Below are 23,416 nucleotides of genomic sequence, written 5' to 3'. Positions count from 1 at the left end.
GGGCTTCCCATGGCTTCTCCTTTCGACCCGGTCAAAATCGGCGATATCGAGCTGAAGAACCGGATTGCGATGGCGCCGATGACCCGTAGCCGCGCATACGGACCCGATCACAGCCCGACGGAACTGACCGCCCAGTACTACGCGCAGCGCGCAAGTGCCGGGGTAATCGTCACCGAAAGCACGCAGCCCAACGCCATCGGGCAGGGTTATCCGAACACCCCAGGACTGCACAACGAGACCCAGATCGCGGCGTGGCGCCGGGTCACCGACGCGGTGCACGCTCAGGGTGGGCGCATCTTCGCCCAGCTCATGCACGGCGGCCGCGTGGGCCACCCGTCCAACACCGATGAACGATTCACGCCGGTCGCGCCCTCGCCGGTCAGGGCCGCGGGCCAGATCTTCACCGCGAGCGGGATGCAGGACTTCCCGGTCCCGGACGAGCTGACGCCCGGACAGATCCACCAGACCATCAATGAGTTCACCGACTCCGCGCGCAACGCCATCGATGCTGGCTTCGACGGAGTCGAGCTCCACGGCGCCAACGGTTACCTGGTCCACCAGTTCTTGTCCACAAACGCCAACCTCCGCACCGACGAGTGGGGCGGCAGCCCGCACGACCGGATCCGGTTCGCGGTCGAACTCACGACCGCCGTCGCGGATGCGATCGGTGCCGCACGCACGGCCATCCGCATTTCGCCCGGAGCCCCACTCAACGACATCGAAGAAGACGACTACACCGAGATTTATCCGTTGCTCATCGAATCCCTCAATCCGCTCGGGCTGGCCTATCTCCACATCATGGAGACCCGCGAGCCGGAATTCACGGCAACGTTGCGCCAGGCGTGGAACGGCGTATTCATGCTCAACCCGGCCACCCCCGGCAGCCGTACGGGAAGGGAAGAACTGCAGCTCATCGAGGACGAGAGAACCGACATCCTGTCGTTCGGCGCGCTGTTCATGGCCAACCCTGACTTGCCGCGGCGACTCGAGATCGGCGCACCGATTCAGGAGGCCGATATGTCGAAGTCCTACGGCGGCGATCACACCGGCTACACGGACTACCCCACGCTGCAGTCCTGACGACATGAGGCCGGCGGAAACGCCTTGCCTCACCGTGAACCACGGCGGCCGCGTCGTCCCAAGGGGACGACGCGGCCGTGCCCCGAACTCTCGATGAGAACCCCGCGACACTCGGGCATCAGGACATGCGCCGAGTCCTACGACAGGTTGTTAACCCACTCTGGGTCATGCCGAGGGGCTCACTCCAGCAGCCCGATCAAGACCTACGTCTTATCCGGAACACCGCCCGTCATCCTCGGCGGCTGCGAGACCGCTCCGCATCCCAGCTGACGAGGCATTCCGCGGCCAGTGCCCGGTACGGCCGCCAGTATTCGCCGCGATGCTCGACCTCCGCCCACCGAGAGCAGCGACCTGAGCCATACAGATCGCGGACCGCGCGACGAATCGCGAGGTCGCCGAAGGCAAGGCGGCCGGGCGGCCGGGCGTGATCACGAGGAACCCGGTATGGTCCAGGTTTCGACCCCTAGCAATTGCGTACCGACACCGGCATCGAAGTCTACATCGCCGACCCGCACGGCCCCTGGCAGCGTGGCACCAACGAGAACACCTAGGAGATGTTTCGAAGTCGTGAGCAGCCGGTTTTCCGTGTGGTGCAGTGTGTCGGCGTGTCGTTGATGAAATAGGTGAGGTCTCCGGTAGATCGATCAACGACCAAGAAAATCGGAATACCGGAGACCTCGTGGCCAGCGTAACGGTCACCGGGCGGGCGGACTTGACCGACGCGCAGTGGGCCGTGCTGGAACCCATGCTGCCGGTCTGGAAGAAGCCTGGCCGGCCACCGCAGTGGACCAAACGGCAGCTCATCGACGGGATCCGCTGGCGGGTGCGGGCCGGCACGCCGTGGCGGGACGTGCCGCCCGCTTACGGGTCGTGGCAGGCGGTGTATGGGTTGTTTCGCCGGTGGCAACGTGTCGGCGCGTGGGCGATGATCCTGGCACTGTTGCAGGCTCGTGCCGATGCCTCGGGGTTGATCACCTGGGATGTCAGCGTCGACTCCACCGTCGCCCGCGCGCATCAGCACGCTGCCGGGGCGCGAAGGGATGGGGCTGCGCAGGCTGAACCGCCTGGCGGGGTTGGCGAACCCGAGCCTGCCGATCACGCGCTGGGGCGGTCACGGGGTGGCTGGACGACCAAGGTGCATCTGGCCACCGAGCAGGCGCAGAAGCCGCTCTCGCTGGTCCTGACCGCCGGGCAGCGCGGTGATTCGCCTCAGTTTCAGGTGGTGCTGGAGCGGATTCGAGTCGCGCGTGCCGACCGCGGCCGGCCTCGCACCCGCCCGGATCGCGTGTTGGCGGACAAGGCCTACGGGTCCCGGGTCAACCGTGGCTACCTGCGGAAACGGGGCATCCGATGCACCATCCCGGAAAAAGCAGACCAGATTCGCCATCGCAAGAACAAGGGCAGTGCCGGCGGCCGGCCACCAGCGTTCGACCCGAACATGTACAAGCAGCGCCACGCTGTGGAGTGCGGGATCAATCGCCTCAAGCGCAACCGGGCCGTGGCCACCAGGTACGACAAGCTCGCAGTTCGCTACGAAGCCACGGTCCACATCGCCGCGATCAACGAGTGGCTACGACTTTAAAACACTCCCTAGTGGTGCAGAGTGAGCGGCGCCGGATCTTGTTCGACGGGAGAAGAACCGGCTGGGTCGCTGGGTGACTCGGAGAACACGTGCCCGTGAGGGCCTTCCGTTGATCTGTCCACAGCAGCCCGCAGGGCGAGCGCCCTGACCGGAGTGACTTGATAGAAGCCTGCTGAGCCGTCAACTCGCACTAGGTCTGTCCCCTGGCCAGGGCGCTCGTGTCTGTCCCGTCATCGGAGACAACAGACAACGAGGACAAGCACCGATGGTGACAGTGGGGATCGACCCGCACAAGCACGTTCATGTCGCGGTGGCCGTTGAGGATGGCGGCAGGCGCATTGGCAAGCCGCTGACCGTCGGCAACGACGCGTCCCTGATCACCGTGCTGCTCAAGTGGATCAGGTCGATCACCGGTGACACGCCGGTCACCTGGGCTATCGAGGACGGTCGGGGCTTCGCCCGCCGCCTGGCCGATGGCCTGCTGCTCGCCGGACACGAGGTGGTCTGGGTTCCCACCCGGTTGACCGCCGCCCACCGCAAGCTGCACGCGGCCACCGGCGCCAAGTCCGACCAGATCGACGCCGCCGCGGTGGCCCACGCCGCCATCGCCACACCCGGCCTGGACCGGCATCGAATCGACGAGCGTGTGCGTGAGCTGCGCGTCTTGGTCGACTACCGCAGCGATCTCATCAAGCGCCGCACGATGGCGATCAACCAGCTCAAGGCCCAACTGCACGTCTGGCTTGACCACACCCCTGGTGACCTGGCCCGCGCCAGGAACCTGGCGACGGTGACAGCGCTGGTGAACACCATGACGACCAGAGCGCACGTCCGCCAGGCTCTGATCGACATGATCGCTGAGATCGCAGAGATCAACCGCCGAGTCCACGACCTCGACACCACCATCAGGCAGCTCGTGAGCCCGTTGGCGCCCGCGCTGCTGGAGGTCACCGGGATCAGCCACAACTCGGCAGCGGTCCTGATCACCGAGATCGGTGACATCAACCGGTTCGGCACCTCGGCCAAGCTCGCGCGCTACACCGGCTGCGCACCGATCCCTGTCTACTCCGCTGACCAGCAGCGGCACCGGCTGCACCGTGGCGGCAACCGCCGGCTCAACAGCGTCCTCTACACCGCCGCGATCGTGCAGAAACGCCAGCACCCAGCCGCGCAAACACTCCTGGCCCGCCACGAACCCGCCAAAGGCTCACGCGGAGCCCGCCGCATCCTTCAACGCCACCTCATCGACGTCATCCATCGAGCCATGACCGCAGACCACGCGACTTGGCAGCACCACATCACCCGCTACCAGCCCACCGCTTGACATAGAAGCATCAATGGCTTGCTGCGCCGATACTTTCCCAAAGTAACCGATTTTTCCCGCTGGAGCCGCAATGATCTCGACGCCATTGCCGCGACACCCAACAGTAGGCCCCGCAAGACACTCACCTGGAAACACCCGCCGAAGCCCTCAACGATCAGCTACTGTCGATCCAGCAAGCTGGTGCTGCGACGACCGATTGAACCCAAGCAGTACAGCTCGGCCGTGTTCCGCGGAGCGCTCGACACGCTCGACACGCTCGGCATCCGACCGCCGATGGGCAGCGTCAGCTCGTGCTACGACAACACGGGCGCGGAGTCAACCTTCGCCACTCTGAAAACCGAGATCGGAACCCACGTCTGGGCCACCCGAGACGGCGCCCGACGAGCCGTGTTCACCTACCTCGGCTACGACAACCATAACCGTCTACATTCGGCAATCGACTACCGGACAGCACACGAAAACCGCGTAAGCTGTCGCCAAGATCCCGCCCGCACGGCATAAAACCCGGTGTCCGGTCCCTGGGGCAACCTCACCCGCCATCGCGGGCCAGGCACGCCACCGGGATGGACTCTCGAAACCAGCGCAGGGCCAGCACGGCGTGGCTGGACCCGCCCAGCGCTCACCGGCTGCGGCGGGTAACCCGTCCGGCCCGTGCGAACAGCAACAACCGGACTAGGCACAGCTCCCGGCACAGCCAGCGCGGCGCGATAGGCAATCACGTAGAATCTCTGGTTCTCGCACTTGCCTTCGCAAACCCAGTCCCAGCACGGACTCTACGCCCGTCCCCGGCCAGCCCAGGTCCGCCAATTAAGATAAGCCTACCAAGAAAACCCACTGTAGCGGTCCATACGCGGTAGTTCGTCCAGAGCCGCGTGCGGTCCGTACCGTGACAGGCCGCGACCAGAGTGGCGAGTGCGCGGTTCGCCTTCTCCAGGTGTCGGCGCGCCACCGCGTAGTGATCTGACACAGGGGAAAGCCCTCGGGATTGACAGCCCGCCGTGCCACTATAATACACCTGGGCACACCGCCGGTCAGGAGCCGGCGGTGTCCCAATACTTCACCAGGTGAACGTCGCCGAAGTATGTCCCGGCACGGTGTAGCTGAACGACTGGTCGCCCCAGTTCACCCGCACGCTCTGCTCGTCCCCGCTGGAGTTGTAGGCGATGAGCGCATTCGACCCGTCTGGGTTCTTCCACGCAACGTTACGCACGGTCGAATTATCGTTCGAATCGACGCGCACCGCACCCGGTTTCACAAATTTCGTCAGGTGCCCCATGGTAAAGTACTCGATCGTATAATCCACCTGACCGTCCTGGCCATCCCCCTCATGGACGGTCACCAAGCCCGTGCAGTTGTCACACCCGCCGTTGTGCGGATTGTGGGCCTGGTCCATCGCCATGCCCCACTTCACCACACTACGCGACCAGTTGCGAGTATAATCTATGATGTTGTTCATGTCCTCAGCCTGCTGATCATTGACCCACAGGCCACCGGAATGCTCGGTAGAGTACGCGTTCACATCTGGATACTGGTCATGAACCATGCTCTGCTGCTCGACCTGACCGTCGTAACCGTGCCACGCCATACCGCCGAAGTTCGAATCCGACCGGATGGACTGATCGTCCATGGTCGCCGACGCATACGACTGATACTGACTCCAGTTCCAATCCAACGCGAGCAGCTTGGTCGACAGTTTCGACTGATGCAGCGCCGGCAGCAGACTCTTCTTCGCAAAGTAGGCCAGCCCGTCACCATTCCAATCGGTTGACGGGTAACCATCACAACACGTCGGCTCGTTCTGAATCGACACGTAATCGATCGGGACTCCCGCCTGTTGATAAGCTTGGATGTACTTCACAAAGTACTGCGCGTAGGCGTCGTAGTACTGCGATTGGACCCAACCCCGGTTGTAACTCTCATTGTCCTTCATCCACGGCGGCGCACTCCACGGCGACGCCATCACCTTCAGGTCCGGATTGATCTTCTTGGCCTCCTGAGTGAGCGGCAGCACGTCCGCCGCGTCATGCGCGATCGAGAAATGCTGTAATTCTGGATCAGTTTGCCCGTCGGGCATATCGTCGTAGGTATAGCTATTACGCGAAAGATCCGCACCACCCATAGGGTTACGCAGGAAACTCAGCCCGATTCCGTTGTTCGGATCGAACAGCTTCTGCATCAGCGCATCCCTCGCATCTTGCGACAACAGGCCGGAGGAGTTCATCAGCCACCCAGCCGAATCCGTGAATCCCGCACCACCCCCCTCGAACTGCTGGTAGGTCTTCGAGTCGTCGACCGTGATCGTCTGCTGTCCGTCACCGGTCCCCGGCGCAAACGAGACTGGGCCCTGCTGCTCCAGTCCACGCGTGACGTTGCGGCCACCACCGCCATCGGTGGTCGTTAGCCAGATGTTCACGGACTCACCCGCCGCATGTGCCACCGCAGGCACCACCAGACCCGACACCGCCACGGCGGCCGCCGACAACAAGGGCAGAAAATGTCGTCTCATCATCGGATGATCACCGCCGGAAAACAAGGGGAGGGGGAGCTGGACACCGTTTTCACCTTTCTGCCCGGAGCACGAACGTCACCAAGCCGTCGCGGACACGTTCCCGGTCACCGGGGTCCAATTAACGCGACGATGGTGACTTTCCCACAGGGTCGCCGTTACCACGGCCGAGTATGCCTCTCGGCCAACGGACACGGCAACGGTTCCGTCCGAGTTTTTCCAGAAGGACAATTAAGAGCGTGTCTCATTTGGCGAGTTTCTTGTAACAGGTGATGGTGAGGAAGGCGAGGTAGTGGCTGGGTTTGCGTTCGTAGCGGATGGTCAGGCGCCGGTAGCTGGTCAGCCAGGCGATGGACCGTTCGATCACCCACCGGTGTCTTCCGAGTTTCTCGGTGGATTCGATGCCCTTGCGGGCGATGCGCGGGATGATCCCGCGCCGGCGGAGCCAGTCGCGTAGGGCTGGGATGTCGTAGGCCTTGTCGGCGTGGAGCTTGGCCGGTTTCCGGCGGCGCGGTCCGCGGCGAGACCGGATCGGCGGCAGCGCGTTGACCAAGGGTCTGAGCGCGTGACTGTCGTGAGTGTTGGCCGCGGAGATCCCAACGGTTAACGGAAGTCCGGCCCGGTCGGACAGCACATGGATCTTCGAGCCGGGCTTGCCGCGATCGACCGGGCTCCGACCGGTCAGACCGCCCCCCTTTTGGCCCTGACGGATGCTCCGTCCAGGACCGCACGCGACCAGTCGATCATGCCCTTGCCGCCAAGTTCGTCCAGCACCGCCCGGTGCACATCGCGCCACAGGCCGACCTTGGTCCACTCGGTGAACCGCCGATGCGCTGTCGGCACGGTGACCCCGAAGCTGGGCGGCAGATGTCGCCAGGCGCAGCCGCTGGTCAGCACGAACACGATCGCGGTGAACACCGCCCGGTCGCCCACTCGTGACATGCCGCCACCCTGCGGGCGCGTCTTTCCCGGCGGGATCAACGGTTCGACCAGCGCCCACAACTCGTCGGGCACCAGCCGTCGCGACAACTCGTCCATCACAGCTCATGATCATGCCCACACCTCAACCAACAACCAAGTGAGACACGCTCTAAGAGTATGTCACTGCCGTGTGTACCATTCCCAGTGGCAGCCTCCTGTCGCCGAACCCAGGCTGGGCCAGGGGCCGGCCGTGCTCGTGGGCCTTGCCGGAGTACCACGCGGCGATCTGGCTGTCTCTCGCGCTGGTGGCCTGTTCACACAGCGGTCGGCGGAGAAGACCTTCCCATCCAAGATCAGATGAGTAAGGCCGTCGTCTCTGGCTTTTCGTAAGGCATCGTGCAGGTCCGGCGTCTGATCGGCGAGGACGGTGGTGAGTCGCCGATCTTGCGCGACTGGCGGGAATGTGCCACGGCGTTCGCCAACGGCCGGTGAGCACGGCGAATCCGCGCTCGCCCAGTCACCGCAGACCGCGTAGCAAGGCGTTGTAGGCACGGTTGTCGTCATCAAGCACTTGGTCACCTGGGGGCTGGCACCGCCGTGTGCACGCCGGTGCCAACCCGGTTGTAGCCGCCGTCTACCAGCGTCGGCAGCTTCAGTGGGGATGCCGCCCAATACAGAGCAGCCAGGACATGCTTGCGGGCGGCGGTCAGGTCGTGGACCGGGCCGGGCTCAACATCGCTTACCCACAGCGGGATTCCGCTAGGATCCGACAGCGTTTGGATGTTGCCGCGCGTCTATCGTGTCACGCTTGATGTGCCCGCGAGCTGGCCCAGTACCTGGGTCGACTGCTCGTCGCCGAACGCCGCCGACGCGGCACCCGCACGATCACCTGAGCGTTGACCTGCATCAACCAGGCAGTACTGGACCCGCGCTGGTTCCGCCATCACGCCGACGTCACCACGGTTGCCCGTAATCACGGGATCTACCGTGCCACCGGCTACCGCTACCTCGACGGGATCGTCACGGCCACCCTTGTACTGACTCATTTCGAACACGGCAAGATCATGTGAAAGTCGTTGATATATAAGTAACCCCGCTCAATCTGAGCAGCACTGTTCGTTTGTCAGATTCCGGAAACCCCGTGTTCTCCAGGGAGCCGACATGACGTTTATTGTTCGTATCCCTTGTACTTGTTCCATTTCGGATTGGTGAGATCTCGTTCGTCGGCCGCGTTCCAGAGTTCGACACCGTCCTTGTCTTCCGGGTTATGCACGTCGTGGATCGTGATCTTGCTGATCCGCGGGTTGTCACGCAGAGCCGGGAACTCGGTCATGTCGAAGGCGTTGTCCGGCCGACGACGGGCCACCTCGTTGCCGACGCCTTCCCTGCCGTATTCGGAGTACGGCAGCCCTTCCGGGCGGCTGGGCGAGTTGGGAAGGGCGACATGCACTTCACCCCGGGCGTTGCGCGCCAATGCTTCCGAAGGGTCGTTCCACATCGCCGTGGTCCGTGGATCACCTTTGATGAATTCGGGCATGACGACCTGATGCTTTTCCAACATCATCTCGAGCGTTGAACCACCTTTGCCCTGCGCCTGTTCCCTGGCGAGCTTCTCGATCGAGCCCAAGTACTGGGAGTCCTGTATGACAGTGCCGTCTTCATCCAGCACTGAGTCCTTGACCCGACCACCCGACCAGAACCAGCTCTTGTTCTCGCCGGGGCTCAGGAGGTCACCCCATTTCTTGGCGAACTTCTCATACGTTTCTTCATCCATTTTGCCCAGGTCGATGGTGCCGTTCTCATCACGGAACTCTTCCAGCCCATCGGGCTTCTTGCTCGACGCGCCGAGCTTCCCAGCGTCATCTCCGCCGCCGGGCGACTGCGGTGGCTGCGGCCCCTGCTTCTTTCCACAGGTGCCGGTCAAGCCCAGCGGATCCGCCTCGAGAAAGGGCTGGTCGACGTAGCCGACCGGATTGGGTCCCGCTGCCAGGCCGAGCGGGTCCTGGCTGAGGTAACGTGCTGTCTGCGGATCGTAGTAGCGGTAGAGGTTGTAGTGCAGCCCCGTCTCGTCGTCGCGATACTGCCCGGGAAAGGCCAGCGGGATGGGGCCGGGTGCCTGTTCGCCCCAGAAGGTCGCCCGCGCCCGCCAGGTGAGGGCACCGTCCTCGTCGAGCAGCTCCGTCGGAGCACCGGCCGGTGAAGTAACCACCGTGCTGAACCGCGTGTGATGCTGCGGCCCGGTCTGCTCGATCTGGGCCACCGGCCGGCCGTCGTCGGGCAGCCGCTCCCACGTGCGTACCCGGGAATAACCATCGTCGCGCAGCTCGATTTCCTCGATCAGCTCGGCACCGCTCCAGACGTACCAGGTCTCACCGGTGCGACGCGGTTCCCCGTCCTCCCCGACCACCCAGCAACGCTTGGCGAAGCGGCGGCCCAGTGGGTCGTAAAGATAGGTCCAGAACTTCTCGTCCGGGGTGACCACGGCGGCGAGCCGGTCCAGCTCGTCCCAGACGAAACGCCATTCCCGTCCGCCGACCGTGCGCCCGACTACCCGGCCCTGGCGATCGTAACCGTATTCGGTGTCGCCGGACCGCACGAGCCGGTTGCCGTGGTGGAGACGACGTCCATGGGACGACAGGACGATGTTGCCCGCGAGGTCGTAGCCGAATCGCTCGACGCAGTCCGGCCTGTTCGTCTCGGTCACCCGGCCGGCTTGGTCGAAGGCGAACCGCGTTTCGTCCGCCGGTCCTTCCGCCACGGCCGCGAGCCTGCCGTCCGGCCGGTAAGTGAAACTGCGGCTGTCCATGCCGGACACGGTTTGTTCGGCGAGTCGATCCTCGGCGTCGAACCGTTGGGCCAGCACGACCTTGCCGTTGACGGTGCGCGCGGTTTCGCGCCCGGCGCCGTCGTAGTCGAACCTGATTTGCCGCTTGGCGATGGTCAACGACCTCGCCCGCCCATCGGTGTACCGCCATTCGCTCGTCAGCCCGGACGGAGTGCGCCGCGTGACGCTGCTGGGACGATAGCTCCAGGTCGTAGCGGTTCCGTTGAGCTTCTCCGCGAGAACACGACCACGCTCGTCCCGCACCACTTCCAGGATCGAGTCGGCGTTGACGGCGTATTCAAGACGCCCCAGAGGGTCATAGGCGTACGCCGTGGTGCCGGTGGGCGTGCGCCGTTCGATGACGTTGCCCAGCAGGTCGTACCGGTATTCCCGGCTCTCGCCCATGCCGTTCGTCGCGGTGCGCAACTGCCCGGCGGCGTCGTAGGTGTAGGTAAGGTGTCTGCCGTCGTAGTCGATCTCCTCGATCAGACGGCCGACGGGGTCGTATGCGTAGCGCCAGGTCAGACCATTCGGATTCACCACCGAGGTCAGGCGCAGTTCGCCATCGTAGGTATATTCGGTCCGGGCACCCGCCGCATCGATTTCAGCAGTCACAAGACCGAACGGCCCGTACGCCCTGCGGCTGACTCCTCCGGCCGCATCCCGGTGCTCGACGACCTTGCCGTCCGCATCGTATATCCACGCCGCGCGGCCTCCTTGCGGCCCGATCCGCCAAGCTCGCCGGCCCTCGGCGGTCCAGCCTAGACGGGCCGCTGCGCCGGACATCGTAGGTACGAGCCGCGGTCGGCCGAACAGGTCGCGGTCGGCAGGATCGATTCCGTCGGCGCGCACAGGTTCTTCACCGAACTGATCCGGGCCGACGTTCACGCGTAAGGGCATCGAGACGCCGGGTAGCGTATCGAACGGGTCGGCATTGGAAGCCACGGACATCGTGTCGTCGGTCTTGACGAGGATGCCCTCGGCGTCCGGTACCAACCGCACGACGGAACCATCACATCGGATGACCGCGGCGAGCTCGCCGTTTTCGTACTCGTACCGGGTCAGCCTGCCCAGTTCGTCCACCTTGGACAGCAACTGGTCGCGGCGACTCCACGCGAAGCGTTGCGAGCCTCCCAGCGGATCGACCCGCTCGAGCAGCTGCCCGACGCTGTTGATCCGGTAGGTCCACGGATGGCCCATGGCATCGGTGTGCCGGGTGATGCCGGGCTCGTAGGTGAACGTGGCGTTGTAGAAGCCGTTCGCGCCGACGGTTCGCACGCACCGGCCGAAGTCGTCGTAAACGTAGCGGTACCAGGTGCCAGTGCGGTCTTGCCAGCCGACCAAGCGGTGGTCGACGTCGTAGTCCAGCGTCATTGGCCGGCCCGCGAAGTCCGCGATCGCTGTCAGCTGGCCCAGGCGGTTGTAGCCGAAGTTCACCAGCGGGGCCGCCCCCGGAGCACCCAGTGCGACGACGTGGCCCTCGCTGGTGGCGATACTGATCTCGACACCGTCGGCGCGACGGATCGTCGTAGGCAGACCGCCGGCCGAGTAGCCGATGTCAGTGCGACAGCCGTCTTCTTCCATCGCGGTCAACGACACCGTCGGGCCTGGGCCGGTGAAATGCAGCTCGCGCGACCCCACGGAGATGCGATAGCCGTCCGGCGTGCGGTGCAACGGATACCGGGGGCCCTCCAACGGAAGTACGGGTCCGCTCGTCGGCAGTGGATAGACCAGTACCATGCCGTCCTCGGCGAAGAACCGAACTTGTTCGGGATCGATCTCGATCCGTTGGTCCAGAGTGGACGCCCACGAGCGGCCGAACCATCGTCCCTCGCGGTAGGACGACAGGTGGGTGCGAGAGAGCACCAGCTCGCTTCGGTCACCGGGCAGCGTCAAATCCACCTGGGTCATGACCACTTCCCCGGTGGCAACGTCCACCGGGTCCGAGACGCAGACCTTGGCATCCGACGGGAGGGCACGATCACGCGGACCGTCCCGGCCGGCCAGGCTTTTCGGCGAAGGTTTGTCACCCGATCCGGCGCCCGGCGTACCGCCGGATGACGAGTCCCCGGAAGCGTGCGACGGGCCGTCGGGAGGCCCTGCATCGTTCTTCGGCGGCGGCACCGCGGAATCCGATGCGGGTGGCGGGGTCTGATCCGCACTCGACGTGGTGGTCGTGTCGTCCGCCTTCGGTGACGGCGTGCCGCTGCCGTCGCCACTTTCTTGTGCGTCTTTCAGCTTCGGCGCACCCTGCGGTGAGTCGATGCTCTTCGGCTGCGAAAGCGCATCGATTCGCCCGCGCCTCAACCCCTTCAACGCCGTCGATGCGTCGCCGAACAGCGAATCAGCCCTCTTGAGCAGCGGGATGAGGTTCTTCAGCGCGGTGACCAACCGCTTGACCAGGTCGGCGAGTTTCGAAGCCGTCTTGGACACCGCGGTCACGACCTGCGAGACGACCCAGGTCATGCCGATCCCCAGCGTGAACACCACTTGCAGCGCCCAGCTGATCAAGTGGCCGACCAGGTCCGCGATGATGTCACGGACCAAGCTCCTCACGGCACCCACGACCTCGCCCGCGGTCTTCACTCCGCTGGAAGCTCCTTCACAGCCCTTTTGCGCGCCGGCTAGAAGTCGTGAGAGGTCTTCGGTGCGTTTCCGGTAGGCATCGGCCGCGGCACCGGACCATGATGGCAAGTCGGCCTTGACCGTCTCCGTGAGATCGGCGGCGACACTCCCGAGTTCCTTGGCCACGTTCGCCCAAGTCTCGGCCTGAGCCGTGATCTGATCCGCGTTGCCGGTAAGGCCGTCGAGCGCTTCGCGTAACGGCCCGACGTGCTCCATCAGCCAGCCCACGCCTGCCGAGAGAATGGCTCCGAACGGGTCCATCGCAGTGGACAGCGCGTCAAGCGCAGTGCCGACCGCGCCCATCGCCACCGCGGCCCAGTCGCCGCTCTCGATCGCCGACTTCAGGTCGTTCCCGTCTTCCAGAAGTGTGATGCCGGAGTACAGTTTTGTGGAATCCTGCGGTGGCGCCACCAACGGATTGGACATGGAGCGTTGTACCTGCTTCCTGCTACTGCCAATGACAAATCGCGATTTTGCGGCCGACGCACACCGCGCCGCCGCAAGAATAATCCGTGATCTCAACAACCGCGACAGGCACTCGAGATCGACATTCGGCTGAAATGTTCGGCACTCAACGGGTCCGCCGACCTACGGATGCACCGGCCAGCCTTCTGCTCCCCGCACGTGATGAGAGGCCGCAGAGCCCGGGCCGGAGGCCCGCAACAACCCGGCCATGACTTCGGTCGTGGTGCGACACCGCAGGCTTCCACGAGCCGGACCCCGCGTCGCCCGCACGCGGAGCTTCGCCGTGTTCTCCGAGACCGGACAGCAATACGCACAGGTTGATCACCACCACGCGAGGTGGTGGTCGCCGCGATCGGACATCGGCTGGTGGAGTGGTACAGCGATCACAGCGTGGTCGTGAGCCGCATCGCGGTGACATCGTGACCGTGTTCGACGGCCAGTCTCAGCACGGTCTCCAGAATGCCCACTCTGTGGCCACTGTCCACTGCGGGGCGCCGCAAGCCGGTTGCAACCTTCCTGCCTGGCGCACGGACACCACCAAGCCGTCGCGGACAGGGTCCCGGTCACCGAGATCCCGACGCGGCGCTGGTGACTTCTCAACAGGAACACCGCTACCGCAGCCGAGTACGCCCGGCGGCCGACAGACACGGCCTGGAGTGAAAAGTAGGTACGGCTGGCACGGTCAGCCTTACTGCGCGCAGCACTCCATGGTGGGACAAATCGTCCCTGGATCGTTTGTGCCTTCACCCACGAGCATTCCGAGCGGAGTATCGATGGTGAAGGTGCTCAGGTTTCCTGCACACCCGAAGACGGTTCCACAGCAAGAGGAGACAGAACATGAGCAATCGCGCCATCGCCCTCGTCACCGGCGGCAACCGCGGTCTGGGGCGAGCCACGGCGCTCAAACTCGCCGAGACCGACGTGGACGCGATCATCACCTATCGGTCCGGCAAGGACGAAGCCGCGGCGGCTGTAGAAGCCCTCGAGGCACGAGGACGCACGGCGGTTGCCCTGCGCCTGGACACGACCGAGTTCGACAACTTCGCCGGTTTCGCCGAGTCAGTCCGGCAGGAACTGTCCACGCGCTGGAACCGCGACAGCTTCGACTTCCTCGTCAACAACGCCGGTTCGATCGTACCGACCCCGACTGGTAAAGCGACTGAGGAAGCCTTCGACCAGATGATCGACCTGCACTTCAAGGGCGTCGTTTTCCTCACCCAGGCACTGCTGCCCCTGCTGGCCGACGGCGGGCGCATCGTCAACCTGACCAGCGCAGTCACCCGGATGGTCACGGGCGACATGTCCATCTACGCCGCGGCGAAGAGCGCGATCGACACGTACTCCAGGTACCTCGCCCACGAGCTGGGACAACGCCGGATCACGGTCAACACCGTCGCTCCGGGCCCGATCGCCACAGACTTCGGCGGTGGGCAAATGCGTGACAACGAGAAGTTCCGCGAAGTGGTCGGCGCCCAGGCCGCGCTCGGCCGAGTGGGCGAGCCGGACGACATCGGTGCCGCCATTGCAAGCCTGCTCGCGCCAGACAACGGGTGGGTCACCGCACAGCGCATCGAAGTGTCCGGCGGCATGAACCTCTGAACCTCGGCGAGCTGTCCGGGAGTCCGCTGTCGTACGCGGATTGCCGGACAGCTCGCGATGCCGTGGCCGAGTATGGACTCCCGGCAGCGCAGCCCCCGGCGCGGTGGGATAATCGTCGCCGTGGACCGAACCCAGCTGGCCGATTTCCTGCGCAGTCGGCGCGGCGTGCTCCAGCCCGCCGACGTCGGCCTGCCACATGGACCTCGCCGTCGTACCCCCGGACTGCGGCGTGAGGAGGTGGCCATGCTGAGTGGAATGTCGACGGACTATTACGCACGGCTTGAGCAGGGCCGCGGTCCTGCGCCGTCCGAAAGCGTGCTCAAATCGATCGCTGACGGCCTCGGGCTGTCCGCTCAGGAACGTGACCACCTGTTCGGACTGGCCGGGCGGCAAGCACCTTCGGCGCCACCGCGTGAGGAGCGCGTATCCCCCGGTTTGCTTCGTCTGCTGGATCTGCTGCGCAACTCCCCCGCGCAGGTCGCCACCCTCGCCGCGGAAACGCTGGCCCAGACTCCCCTTTCGATCGCTCTCTTCGGCGACGAGATGGCGTACGACGGCCTCGACCGCAGCTTGATCCACCGCTGGTTCACCCGGTCTGAGACACGCCACGTCTATCCCGAGTGCGACCACACGGACCTCAGCCGGGCGCTCACGGCCCAGCTGCGCGCCGCGTACTCCCACCAAGGCCCCGGGGGGATGGCCGAGGAGATCGTCGAGACGCTGCTCGAAACCAGTGCCGAGTTCGCCAGTTTCTGGCGGGCACACGAGATCAACACCTACTACGACGGCTACCGCAAGCGGGTCCTGCATCCTGAGCTCGGACTGCTCGACCTCGACTGTCAGCTGCTGTTCGGCTCCGGCCGGTGGCAGGGGTTGCTGGTCCTCTCCGCGGCACCAGACTCGGCCGCGCATCGCAAACTCGATGTACTCTCCGCGGCCACGCAGCACCTCACCGCATGAACGCGCCCCCGTTGATGTCGAACGTCGCGCCGGTGAGGTAGCCGACCCGGTCCGGAGCCAGAACGTGACGCGCGCCACCTCGCCGGGAGAGCCCAGCCGGCCGACGGAGACCGCAGCCGCGAGTGCGAGTTGACAAGCGAATACCTTGGTCAGCGCCAGAACCCCTGCTTTCGCCGCGGCGTAGCGCGCTCCCGCGACGTAGCCACCCTGCTGGCCCGCCAGGCACCCGAGGTCTACGAAGCGGCCGAGCCCAGAGTTTCATGCGCTCGGCGCATAGCTGGGTAAGCGCGAACACGCTGTGCGAGTCGGTCGCGAGCACACTGTCCGTCTCGATGTCCCGCCAGGCACGCTCGAGAGCCGAGCCGTCGCGAAGCTCCTCGCCCTGGCCGTATCGAGCAGCAATCCGATGGCTTCGCGTGCGCACCGGACCGCGTGCGCGGCATCCGTCCGCAGCCGCATTCTGCTCGTCCAGTCGGCACTGCCACCAGCCGGTGACTGAGCATCGACCTCATCCGCCGCCCGGCGGGCGAGGTGCAGGCAGGCGGTGGCGGTCGACACCGCAGCACCGGCGACGTTTACCTCGTGCGCCGCGGGCTGGGTGAATCGCTGCTCACCTACGCGCTGGTGGTGGAGGAGATCGCGCGGGGCTGGATGAGCGTCTCCGGCGTGATCAACACGCACTTCATCGTGGCGCACATGATTTCCCGGCATGGCACGGACGAGCAGAAGCAGCACTTCCTGCCCCGGATGGCCACCGGCGAGGTACGCGGCAGCTTCTCCATGTCGGAGCCGGACCTGGGCTCGGACGTGGCGGCGATCAAGACCCGCGCCCGCCGCGACGGTGATGCCTACGTGATCGACGGCGCGAAGATGTGGCTGACCAACGGCGGCTCGTCGAACCTGATCGCGCTGCTGGTCAAGACCGATGAAGGCGCCGACAAGGCGCATCAGAACCTGACCACGTTCCTGGTCGAGAAGCCGGCCGGGTTCGGCGAGGTCGCCCCGGGGCTGAGGATTCCCGGCAAGCTCGACAAGATGGGCTACAAGGGCGTGGACACCACCGAGGCGGTGTTCGACGGCTTCCGCATCGGGGCGGACCAGGTGCTCGGCGGGGCGCCGGGCAAGGGCTTCTCGTTCATGATGGACGGCGTCGAGGTCGGCCGGGTCAACGTCGCCGCCCGCGCGTGCGGGATCGCGATCCGCGCGTTCGAGCTCGCGGTGGCCTACGCCCAACAGCGCAGCACGTTCGGCAAACCGATCGCGCAGCACCAGGCGATCGCCTTCAAACTCGCCGAGATGGCCACCAAGGTGGAGGCCGCGCACCTCATGATGGTCAACGCCGCCCGGCTCAAGGACTCCGGTGCGCGCAACGACGTCGAGGCCGGTATGGCCAAGCTCATCGCGAGCGAGTACTGCGCCGAGGTCACCCAGGAGTCCTTCCGCATCCACGGCGGATACGGCTACTCCAAGGAGTACGAGATCGAACGGCTCATGCGTGAGGCGCCGTTCCTGCTCATCGGCGAGGGCACCAGCGAAATCCAGAAGACCATCATCAGCCGTGGCCTGCTGCGGGAGTACAAGACGCAGTCCTGACCAGGCAGGAAATCCAAGCCGCAGCCAGGTAGTCAACCGGTTGACTACCTGGCTGCGGCTTGCTACGTTCAGCGGGTGAGCGCTTCCTGGCCTCGATTTCCCGATGACAATCCGATGGTGGTCAACGGTCACCGAACGTCGGTCAGCCGGATCCACGCCGGGCCGGTGCAGACCGGCACCGCCGTGGTCTTCGTCCACTCGGCACTGCTCGACCGCCACGCGTGGTCGCGAACGGTGTACCGGTTGGCGGAACTGCTGCCGCCTGCCGGGCTCAACGCCACACTGGTGAGCTACGACTTGCGTGGCCACGGTGCCGCAGCGACGGAACCCATCGCGTCGATCGATCAGCTCGCCGCCGACCTGATCGCCGTCACGCAGCAGGTGGGAGCCGCGCGCACCCACGTCGTCGGGTTGTCGCTGGGCGGCGCGGTGGCGCAAGCCGCAGCTGTGGCCGCCCCCGAGCAGTTCGCATCCCTTGCGTTGCTGGGTACCTCGACGAAATTCCCGCGGGACGTGATGGACGAACGCGCCGCCCGCGGACGGGACGAGGGAGTCCCCGCTCAGGTCAAGCCAACCCTCGATCGGTGGGTGTCGTCACCGACCGCTGCCGATGAGGTCAACGAGTACCTCCGACAGGCCTTGGCGAACACGTCCCCGGCCCGATGGTCGGAGTCGTGGCAGGCACTGGGCCGGTTCGACGTGACCGAAACCCTCGATGGTGTCCCCGTGCCCATCTTGGTGCTCGCCGGCTCACGGGACACCGCCTCCCCACCGGCCGCCATGGAGCTGATCGCGAAGCTGGCGCCGCACTCCCGCCTCGAGTACCTCGAGGCCGCACACCTGAGCGCGCTCGAACGCCCCGCCGAGGTCGCCGCTCACCTGGCCGACCATCTCATCGCGGTGGACGGCCGGCCCTGACCCACCGAGTACAACGCAGAAAGAGAGTTCACCGATGAACCAAGAACTGTTCGACGCCGGTCTGGCGACGCGTCGCAAGGTGCTGGGCGACGCCTACGTCGACGCTTCGCTCGCGGCCGCCGACGAGTTCTCCATGGACCTGCAGGAGCTGGTCACGCAGTACTGCTGGGGCGACGTCTGGAACCGGCCCGGGCTCGAGCACGCGCACCGGAGCATGCTGAACCTGGCGATGCTGACGGCGCTCAACCGGCCGCATGAGCTGGCCACACACGTGCGCGGGGCGCTCAACAACGGCCTGACCCCAGACCAGATCAAGGAAGTCCTTTTGCAGGCCGCGATCTACTGCGGTGTTCCGGCGGCGCTCGACAGCTTCCGCGTGGCACGAGACGTGATCAAGAAAGTGGCCGACGAAAGGCAGCAGACAGCTACGGACGAGTAGCGTCGAAGTGGCGAGCGGGGTGCGAATCCGCGCTCACCGGCACCCCGCCACGCCACGACGATCGCGAAAGGAACCACGACCATGCACCCAGCGGTGGCGCTGATCAGCGGCGCGAACCGAGGCCTGGGGCGGGAAGCCGCACGCCGGCTCGCCGGCGAAGGTGTCTTCGTCTACCTCGGCGCGCGCGACCTCGCCGCAGGCGAACGGGCGGCCCGGGAAATCAGCGGCGAGGGCGGATCGGTCGAAGCAGTCCAGCTCGACGTCTCCGACAGCGACAGCATCATTCGCGCGGTCAAGTGGATCGATGCCGCCGGGCGCGGCCTGGACGTCCTCGTCAACAACGCGGGGCGCACGATGGAGATCCCGGCCGCGGAGATTACCTCGAAGATCATGGAACCGGTCTTCGCCACCAATCTGTTCGGCTCGGTGGACCTCATCCACGCTTGCCTGCCGCTGCTCGCGCAATCGGCCGCACCTCGGATCGTCAACGTCGCCAGCACCACAGCGTCGTTGACGATGACGGCCTCGGGCCACGACTTCGGCGGCGATGGCAGCCTGCGCTTGGCCTACTCGAGCTCGAAAGCCGCGCTCAACATGGCCACCATCCACTTCGCGGCCGCGTTCGAAGCCGATCCCGCACTGGCCCACGTCAAGATCAACTCCGTGACACCCGGCTACGTCAACACGGACATGACCGGGGGAAGGGCAGCCGCACGGTGGAAGAGGGCGTCGAGGTGATCGTCTACGCCGCGCTCCTCGCGGACGACGGGACCAGCGGAAGCTTCTTCAACGACAGCGAGACCGTCGCCTGGTGAGCCCGGCGGGTGCGGTCCCTTCGGAGCACCGCACCCGCCGGCCGGCTTGCTCAGAGCGCGACGACCACGCTCTTGGTTTCCAGGTACTGTTGCAGGACCTCGTCGCCCTTCTCGCGGCCCCACCCGCTCTGCTTGTACCCGCCGAAGGGCAGCTCCGCCGCGAACACGTGGTAGGTGTTCACGTGCACCGTGCCGGCTTTCAAGCGGCGGGCCAGTTTGTGTGCGGCCGACAGGTCACTCGTCCAGACTCCGGCGGCCAGTCCGTAGACGGTGTCGTTGGCCTGACGGGCCAGGTCGTCGAGGTCGCTGAACGGCAGCGCGGCCAGCACGGGGCCGAAGATCTCCTCGCGCACCACCGGGTGGTCCGCGTGCGGCGCCGAGATAACCGTGGGCTCGACGAAATAGCCCGCGCGGTCCATCAGGTGCCCACCGGCGATCGTAGCGCCACCGCCCGCCTCACGGCCCAGACCGAGGTAGTGGCCGACGCGGTCGTGCTGCTCACGCGAAACCACTGGTCCCATCTCGGATTCCGGGTCCATCCCATAGCCGACCTTGATAGACCGCGCGTGCTGCGCGATTCCTTCGACCACACGGTCGAACTGCGACTCGTGCACGTACAGCCGGCTGCCCGCCGAGCACACCTCGCCCTGGTTGTAGAAGATCCCCAGCGAGGCACCCGCAATCGCCGCGTCGACGTCCGCGTCCGCCAGCACGATGTTCGGCGACTTGCCACCCAGCTCCAGTGAAACCCGCTTGAGGTTGCCCGACGCCGCTCGGACAATGGACTTGCCAACCTCGGTCGAGCCCGTGAACGCGATCTTGTCGACGCCTTCGTGTGCGGCCAAATGCGCGCCCGCGGCTTCGCCAAAGCCCGGGACGATGTTCACTACACCGTCCGGGAGACCGGCTTCGTGCAACAGCTCGCCTACCCGCAGCGCCGTGAGCGGTGTCTGCTCCGCCGGCTTGAGCACCACCGTGTTGCCCGTCGCGAGCGCCGGTGCGAGCTTCCAGGCGACCATCAGCAGCGGTACGTTCCACGGGATGATCTGGCCTACGACACCGACCGGCTCGCGCACGGTGTAGGCGTGGAACTCCTGCCCAGGCATGTAGGGCACCGACGGGGCCACCGAAGCCCCGTTGAGCCGCGTCGCGGCGCCCGCCATGTACCAGAACATGTCCGCGGACAACGGGACTTCGACGCCCAGCGCGGCGGTGTAGGGCTTGCCGTTGTCGAGCGACTCAAGCTCGGCGAGCTCCTCGGCGTGCTCGGAGATCAAGTCACCGATGCGGTGAACCAGCCGTCCACGCTCCGACGGGGACATCCGCCCCCACGGGCCGTCGAGCGCGCGGCGCGCCGCGGCGACGGCCAGATCGACGTCGTGTTCCCGGGCTTCGGCGACCTGGGCGAGTACCTCGCCGTTGCCGGGGTCCACGGAGGCGAACGTCTGCCCGCCTGCCGCGTCGACAAAGCGGCCGTCGATGAGCAGTTTGCCCGCCCGGGCCAGAAAACTCCGCGCCGCCGACGTGGGTGACGCAACCGGCTGCGACGTCGTTGTCATGACATTCCTCCTCGATCGGGACAGCACTGTGCCGTCGATCCGAGAAGTCAAGGGCAACCGAGGTTGGTGAAACGTTGGCGGCGGGCGTCAGATCTGGTCGGCCAGTGCCGCGTGGAGCTTCCCCGCGAGCACCGCGTGCTCGGGCGAGCTGGACGGAACGCGGGCACATCCGCGTTCCAGGACCTCGATGTCGTCCGGGAACGCCTCCGCGTAGCGCACGAGTTCAGCTGGGCTGCCCGACACCAGCACCGCGGTGCGCAGCGAGGTCTGCGCCTCGTCGCGCATAGTCCGGAGGAACGGGGCCTCGGAGGTGGCGAACAAGTCGCCGCGCTGCAAAGTCAGCGCTTCCCGCAGTCGCCCCCGGGCGAGGTGCCCGAGCTGGTCGGACAAGTCGCACCGGACGTCGGATTCCAGGCGGTACGGGTGGGACGCCAGAACACCCGGCCCGAGGGTGCGCCGCAGCTTGGACAGTTCGGCTCGCAGCGTGACTGCCGTCACGGGCTGGTCGCCGTAGAGATCGGCGTGCAGCCGGTGCAGGTCGACGCCGTCCGGGCGGAGGGCGAGGACCGTGAGGATCTCGAACTGGCGCGGAGACAACCGCACCTCCCGCCCATTCACCGCCGCGCGCGGATGCCCCAGCACTCTCAGCTCGAGGACAGCGCGCGCCACGGGAGCAGCAGGAAGCTCGGCCAGCCGCAGCTCGATCAGCGCCGCGAGCGTACGAGCCAGCGCCAGCCCTGTACCGGAGCGGTTCCGCCAGGGCGCCGAGATGTCCAGTGCTCCGGTGACGACGCCGGTGCGCGGGTCCTTGACCGGGAACGCCCAGCACGTCCACTCGTGCAGGACCTCGTTGGCGTGCTGTGCGGTGAAGACGTCGGAGGCCCGGCCGGAGCCCAGGGTCAGCGCGACAGCGTTCGTGCCCATGGCACCTTCGCTCCACAGCGTCCCGTCCACGACGTTGAGCCGCCTCGCGGCCTTCGCCATCCGGCCACCGGCGTGGACCGCCACGAGCCGCGCGTCAGGCCCCGCCAGTGCCACCAGGAACCCGGTGTCGTCGGCGACCTCACGCAGCGCCCGCTCCACCGGTTTCCGACAGTCGACAAGAGGGGAAGCGACCGGCGCACCCGTTGTCGCGCAGTCCTGCAGCTCGCCCCCGCGGGCCCGGCGCCAGCTCTCCCCGATCTCCGGCGGCAGCGACGCGTCGGGTTCCGTACCGCCGCCGAAGAACTTGTTCCACACGTCCGTCAATGAGCGGCGCCGCGACCAGAGCTCGTCTGTGGCGCCGTTCTGCACACCGCACCTCCGGTCGGGTGGGCCGGGCCTCCAGCAGTGAGTTCGCCGATCAGCCCGGACCCGCGACACTCCCCTTGCGAACACTACATCAAATGACGATGTTCACGCTGTATAGCAGGTCGAAGACACCGGCACAACGCGCCGAAAGCGGCCTCGAACCGGCGTTTCGCCTCACTCGCGGGATGACCCCGCGTCGATGTCCTGGAGTGCGTCGATGACTCGTTTGAACGCGGCGAGGTCAGCGGTCCCGACGCGTTCCTCGATCCTGGCTTCGATGCCCTCGTACAGATCGGCGACGACGTATCTCGAGGCGAGCCCGAATTTCGTCGGTTTGACGATGCGCATCCGGCGGTCGGTGTCGCTCGTCTCGATGACGACGTACCCGAGCCGCTCGAGCCCCTCGGCCTGCCGGCTGATCGCCTGCTTGCTGACACCGGCCGCGCGCGCGATCTCGACGATCGTGGACCCTTCCGGGCTGATGTTGCGCATGACGTTGCCGGCCCGGGCCGGCGAGATGTCGTAGCCCGCCTGCACGAGACCACGCTCGACGTAGGTGGTGATCGCGACGAACGCGCGTTGGAGCAGGCCGCCGATCGAACCCGGCATCGGGTCCGGTTCGGCCATGCCACCCGCCGCCGGCGGCGGACTCTCCGTTTTGGAAACAGCTGCCACGGCGACAGGGTAGGGACTGCCGTCGGGGGACACCGCACCGTGCGCGGTCACCAGTAGGCTGTGCAACACAGCCAGCACGGCGCCGTGGTGCCGTCGTGCTCGCAGAGGGCGCCGCGGGCGACCTCCGACTGGACGAAGTCGGCGCGCACGCCACGTAACCATTCACGCAGCGTCAGCCGCCGGAGACTCTGTTCCACCGGGCAATGGCCCTCTTGTTCGCGCCGCACCTTGACCTCCACCT

General features: G+C 66.0%; 17 protein-coding genes and 2 pseudogenes. 12 read left to right on the top strand and 7 right to left on the bottom strand.

The window, feature by feature from the left end:
- The first annotated feature begins 9 nt into the window (after nt 1–9).
- The 5 genes and pseudogenes from BJY18_RS34990 to BJY18_RS37265 all read left to right on the top strand — a co-directional run bounded on the left by BJY18_RS34990 (nt 10) and on the right by BJY18_RS37265 (nt 4,487).
- Complete coding sequence (locus BJY18_RS34990) at nt 10–1,080, top strand: alkene reductase (RefSeq protein ID WP_184784103.1); 1,071 nt, start codon at nt 10–12, stop codon at nt 1,078–1,080.
- Between the two features lie 679 nt (nt 1,081–1,759).
- Nucleotides 1,760–2,662, top strand: coding sequence for an IS5 family transposase (locus BJY18_RS34985; RefSeq protein WP_184780554.1), 903 nt, complete (start codon nt 1,760–1,762; stop codon nt 2,660–2,662).
- Nucleotides 2,663–2,927: 265 nt separating this feature from the next.
- Nucleotides 2,928–3,986 carry an IS110 family RNA-guided transposase gene (locus BJY18_RS34980; protein WP_184784102.1) on the top strand — a complete coding sequence of 353 codons (1,059 nt, stop codon included), beginning with the start codon at nt 2,928–2,930 and terminating at the stop codon, nt 3,984–3,986.
- Nucleotides 3,987–4,186, top strand: a pseudogene (locus BJY18_RS37270) (IS30 family transposase); the annotation flags it as partial.
- Entirely contained in the window at nt 4,167–4,487 is a 321-nt protein-coding gene (locus BJY18_RS37265) for an integrase core domain-containing protein (protein ID WP_312874069.1), read from the top strand. The pseudogene BJY18_RS37270 and the gene BJY18_RS37265, both read left to right, overlap by 20 nt.
- Before the next feature lie 556 nt (nt 4,488–5,043).
- Here BJY18_RS37265 and BJY18_RS34970 read toward each other — a convergent pair.
- Both BJY18_RS34970 and BJY18_RS34965 read right to left on the bottom strand, forming a co-directional pair.
- Nucleotides 5,044–6,492, bottom strand: coding sequence for a glycoside hydrolase family 30 protein (locus tag BJY18_RS34970; RefSeq protein ID WP_246459065.1), 1,449 nt, complete (start codon nt 6,490–6,492; stop codon nt 5,044–5,046).
- A gap of 244 nt (nt 6,493–6,736) precedes the next feature.
- Nucleotides 6,737–7,530 (bottom strand): IS5 family transposase gene (locus BJY18_RS34965; protein ID WP_246459063.1). Its coding sequence is split into 2 segments (ribosomal slippage): nt 6,737–7,191 and nt 7,191–7,530, totalling 795 coding nucleotides; the frame shifts between segments, so codons are not numbered across the junction.
- A gap of 779 nt (nt 7,531–8,309) precedes the next feature.
- Between BJY18_RS34965 and BJY18_RS34960 the strand changes: the two genes are divergently transcribed.
- Nucleotides 8,310–8,483, top strand: a complete 174-nt coding sequence (locus tag BJY18_RS34960; protein ID WP_184784098.1) for a hypothetical protein — start codon at nt 8,310–8,312, stop codon at nt 8,481–8,483.
- 98 nt (nt 8,484–8,581) lie between these two features.
- Here the strand turns inward: BJY18_RS34960 and BJY18_RS34955 are convergent, their stop codons facing one another.
- The gene (locus tag BJY18_RS34955) at nt 8,582–13,288 is read right to left on the bottom strand and encodes a DUF6531 domain-containing protein (RefSeq protein ID WP_184784097.1); all 4,707 of its coding nucleotides are present in this window, start codon (nt 13,286–13,288) and stop codon (nt 8,582–8,584) included.
- Nucleotides 13,289–14,164: 876 nt separating this feature from the next.
- Between BJY18_RS34955 and BJY18_RS34950 the strand changes: the two genes are divergently transcribed.
- The 6 genes and pseudogenes from BJY18_RS34950 to BJY18_RS34925 all read left to right on the top strand — a co-directional run bounded on the left by BJY18_RS34950 (nt 14,165) and on the right by BJY18_RS34925 (nt 19,574).
- Entirely contained in the window at nt 14,165–14,926 is a 762-nt protein-coding gene (locus tag BJY18_RS34950; RefSeq protein WP_184784096.1) for an SDR family NAD(P)-dependent oxidoreductase, read from the top strand.
- Between the two features lie 120 nt (nt 14,927–15,046).
- Nucleotides 15,047–15,886 carry a helix-turn-helix transcriptional regulator gene (locus tag BJY18_RS34945; RefSeq protein ID WP_184784095.1) on the top strand — a complete coding sequence of 280 codons (840 nt, stop codon included), beginning with the start codon at nt 15,047–15,049 and terminating at the stop codon, nt 15,884–15,886.
- 591 nt (nt 15,887–16,477) lie between these two features.
- Nucleotides 16,478–17,479, top strand: a pseudogene (locus BJY18_RS34940) (acyl-CoA dehydrogenase family protein); the annotation flags it as partial.
- Between the two features lie 75 nt (nt 17,480–17,554).
- Nucleotides 17,555–18,397, top strand: coding sequence for an alpha/beta fold hydrolase (locus BJY18_RS34935; protein WP_184784094.1), 843 nt, complete (start codon nt 17,555–17,557; stop codon nt 18,395–18,397).
- Nucleotides 18,398–18,431: 34 nt separating this feature from the next.
- Entirely contained in the window at nt 18,432–18,836 is a 405-nt protein-coding gene (pcaC, locus tag BJY18_RS34930) for a 4-carboxymuconolactone decarboxylase (protein WP_184784093.1), read from the top strand.
- A gap of 93 nt (nt 18,837–18,929) precedes the next feature.
- Nucleotides 18,930–19,574, top strand: coding sequence for an SDR family NAD(P)-dependent oxidoreductase (locus BJY18_RS34925; protein WP_312874068.1), 645 nt, complete (start codon nt 18,930–18,932; stop codon nt 19,572–19,574).
- Between the two features lie 127 nt (nt 19,575–19,701).
- Here BJY18_RS34925 and BJY18_RS34920 read toward each other — a convergent pair whose 3' ends face one another.
- From BJY18_RS34920 to BJY18_RS34905, 4 genes are all read right to left on the bottom strand, one after another.
- On the bottom strand, nt 19,702–21,210 hold the full coding sequence (locus BJY18_RS34920) for an aldehyde dehydrogenase family protein (protein WP_184784092.1): 1,509 nt from the start codon (nt 21,208–21,210) through the stop codon (nt 19,702–19,704).
- Between the two features lie 87 nt (nt 21,211–21,297).
- On the bottom strand, nt 21,298–22,503 hold the full coding sequence (locus BJY18_RS34915; protein WP_184784091.1) for a helix-turn-helix domain-containing protein: 1,206 nt from the start codon (nt 22,501–22,503) through the stop codon (nt 21,298–21,300).
- 171 nt (nt 22,504–22,674) lie between these two features.
- Nucleotides 22,675–23,175, bottom strand: a complete 501-nt coding sequence (locus tag BJY18_RS37890) for a MarR family winged helix-turn-helix transcriptional regulator (RefSeq protein ID WP_184784090.1) — start codon at nt 23,173–23,175, stop codon at nt 22,675–22,677.
- A 47-nt stretch (nt 23,176–23,222) separates the two neighbouring features.
- Nucleotides 23,223–23,414 (bottom strand): hypothetical protein, encoded by a 192-nt coding sequence (locus BJY18_RS34905; protein ID WP_184784089.1) that lies wholly within the window; start codon nt 23,412–23,414, stop codon nt 23,223–23,225.
- Nucleotides 23,415–23,416: the final 2 nt, after the last annotated feature.

This window comes from Amycolatopsis jiangsuensis (genome assembly GCF_014204865.1).
GTDB lineage: Bacteria > Actinomycetota > Actinomycetes > Mycobacteriales > Pseudonocardiaceae > Amycolatopsis > Amycolatopsis jiangsuensis.
Note: the sequence above shows the minus strand (reverse complement) of the source record. Positions and strands in the feature narration are given on the sequence as shown.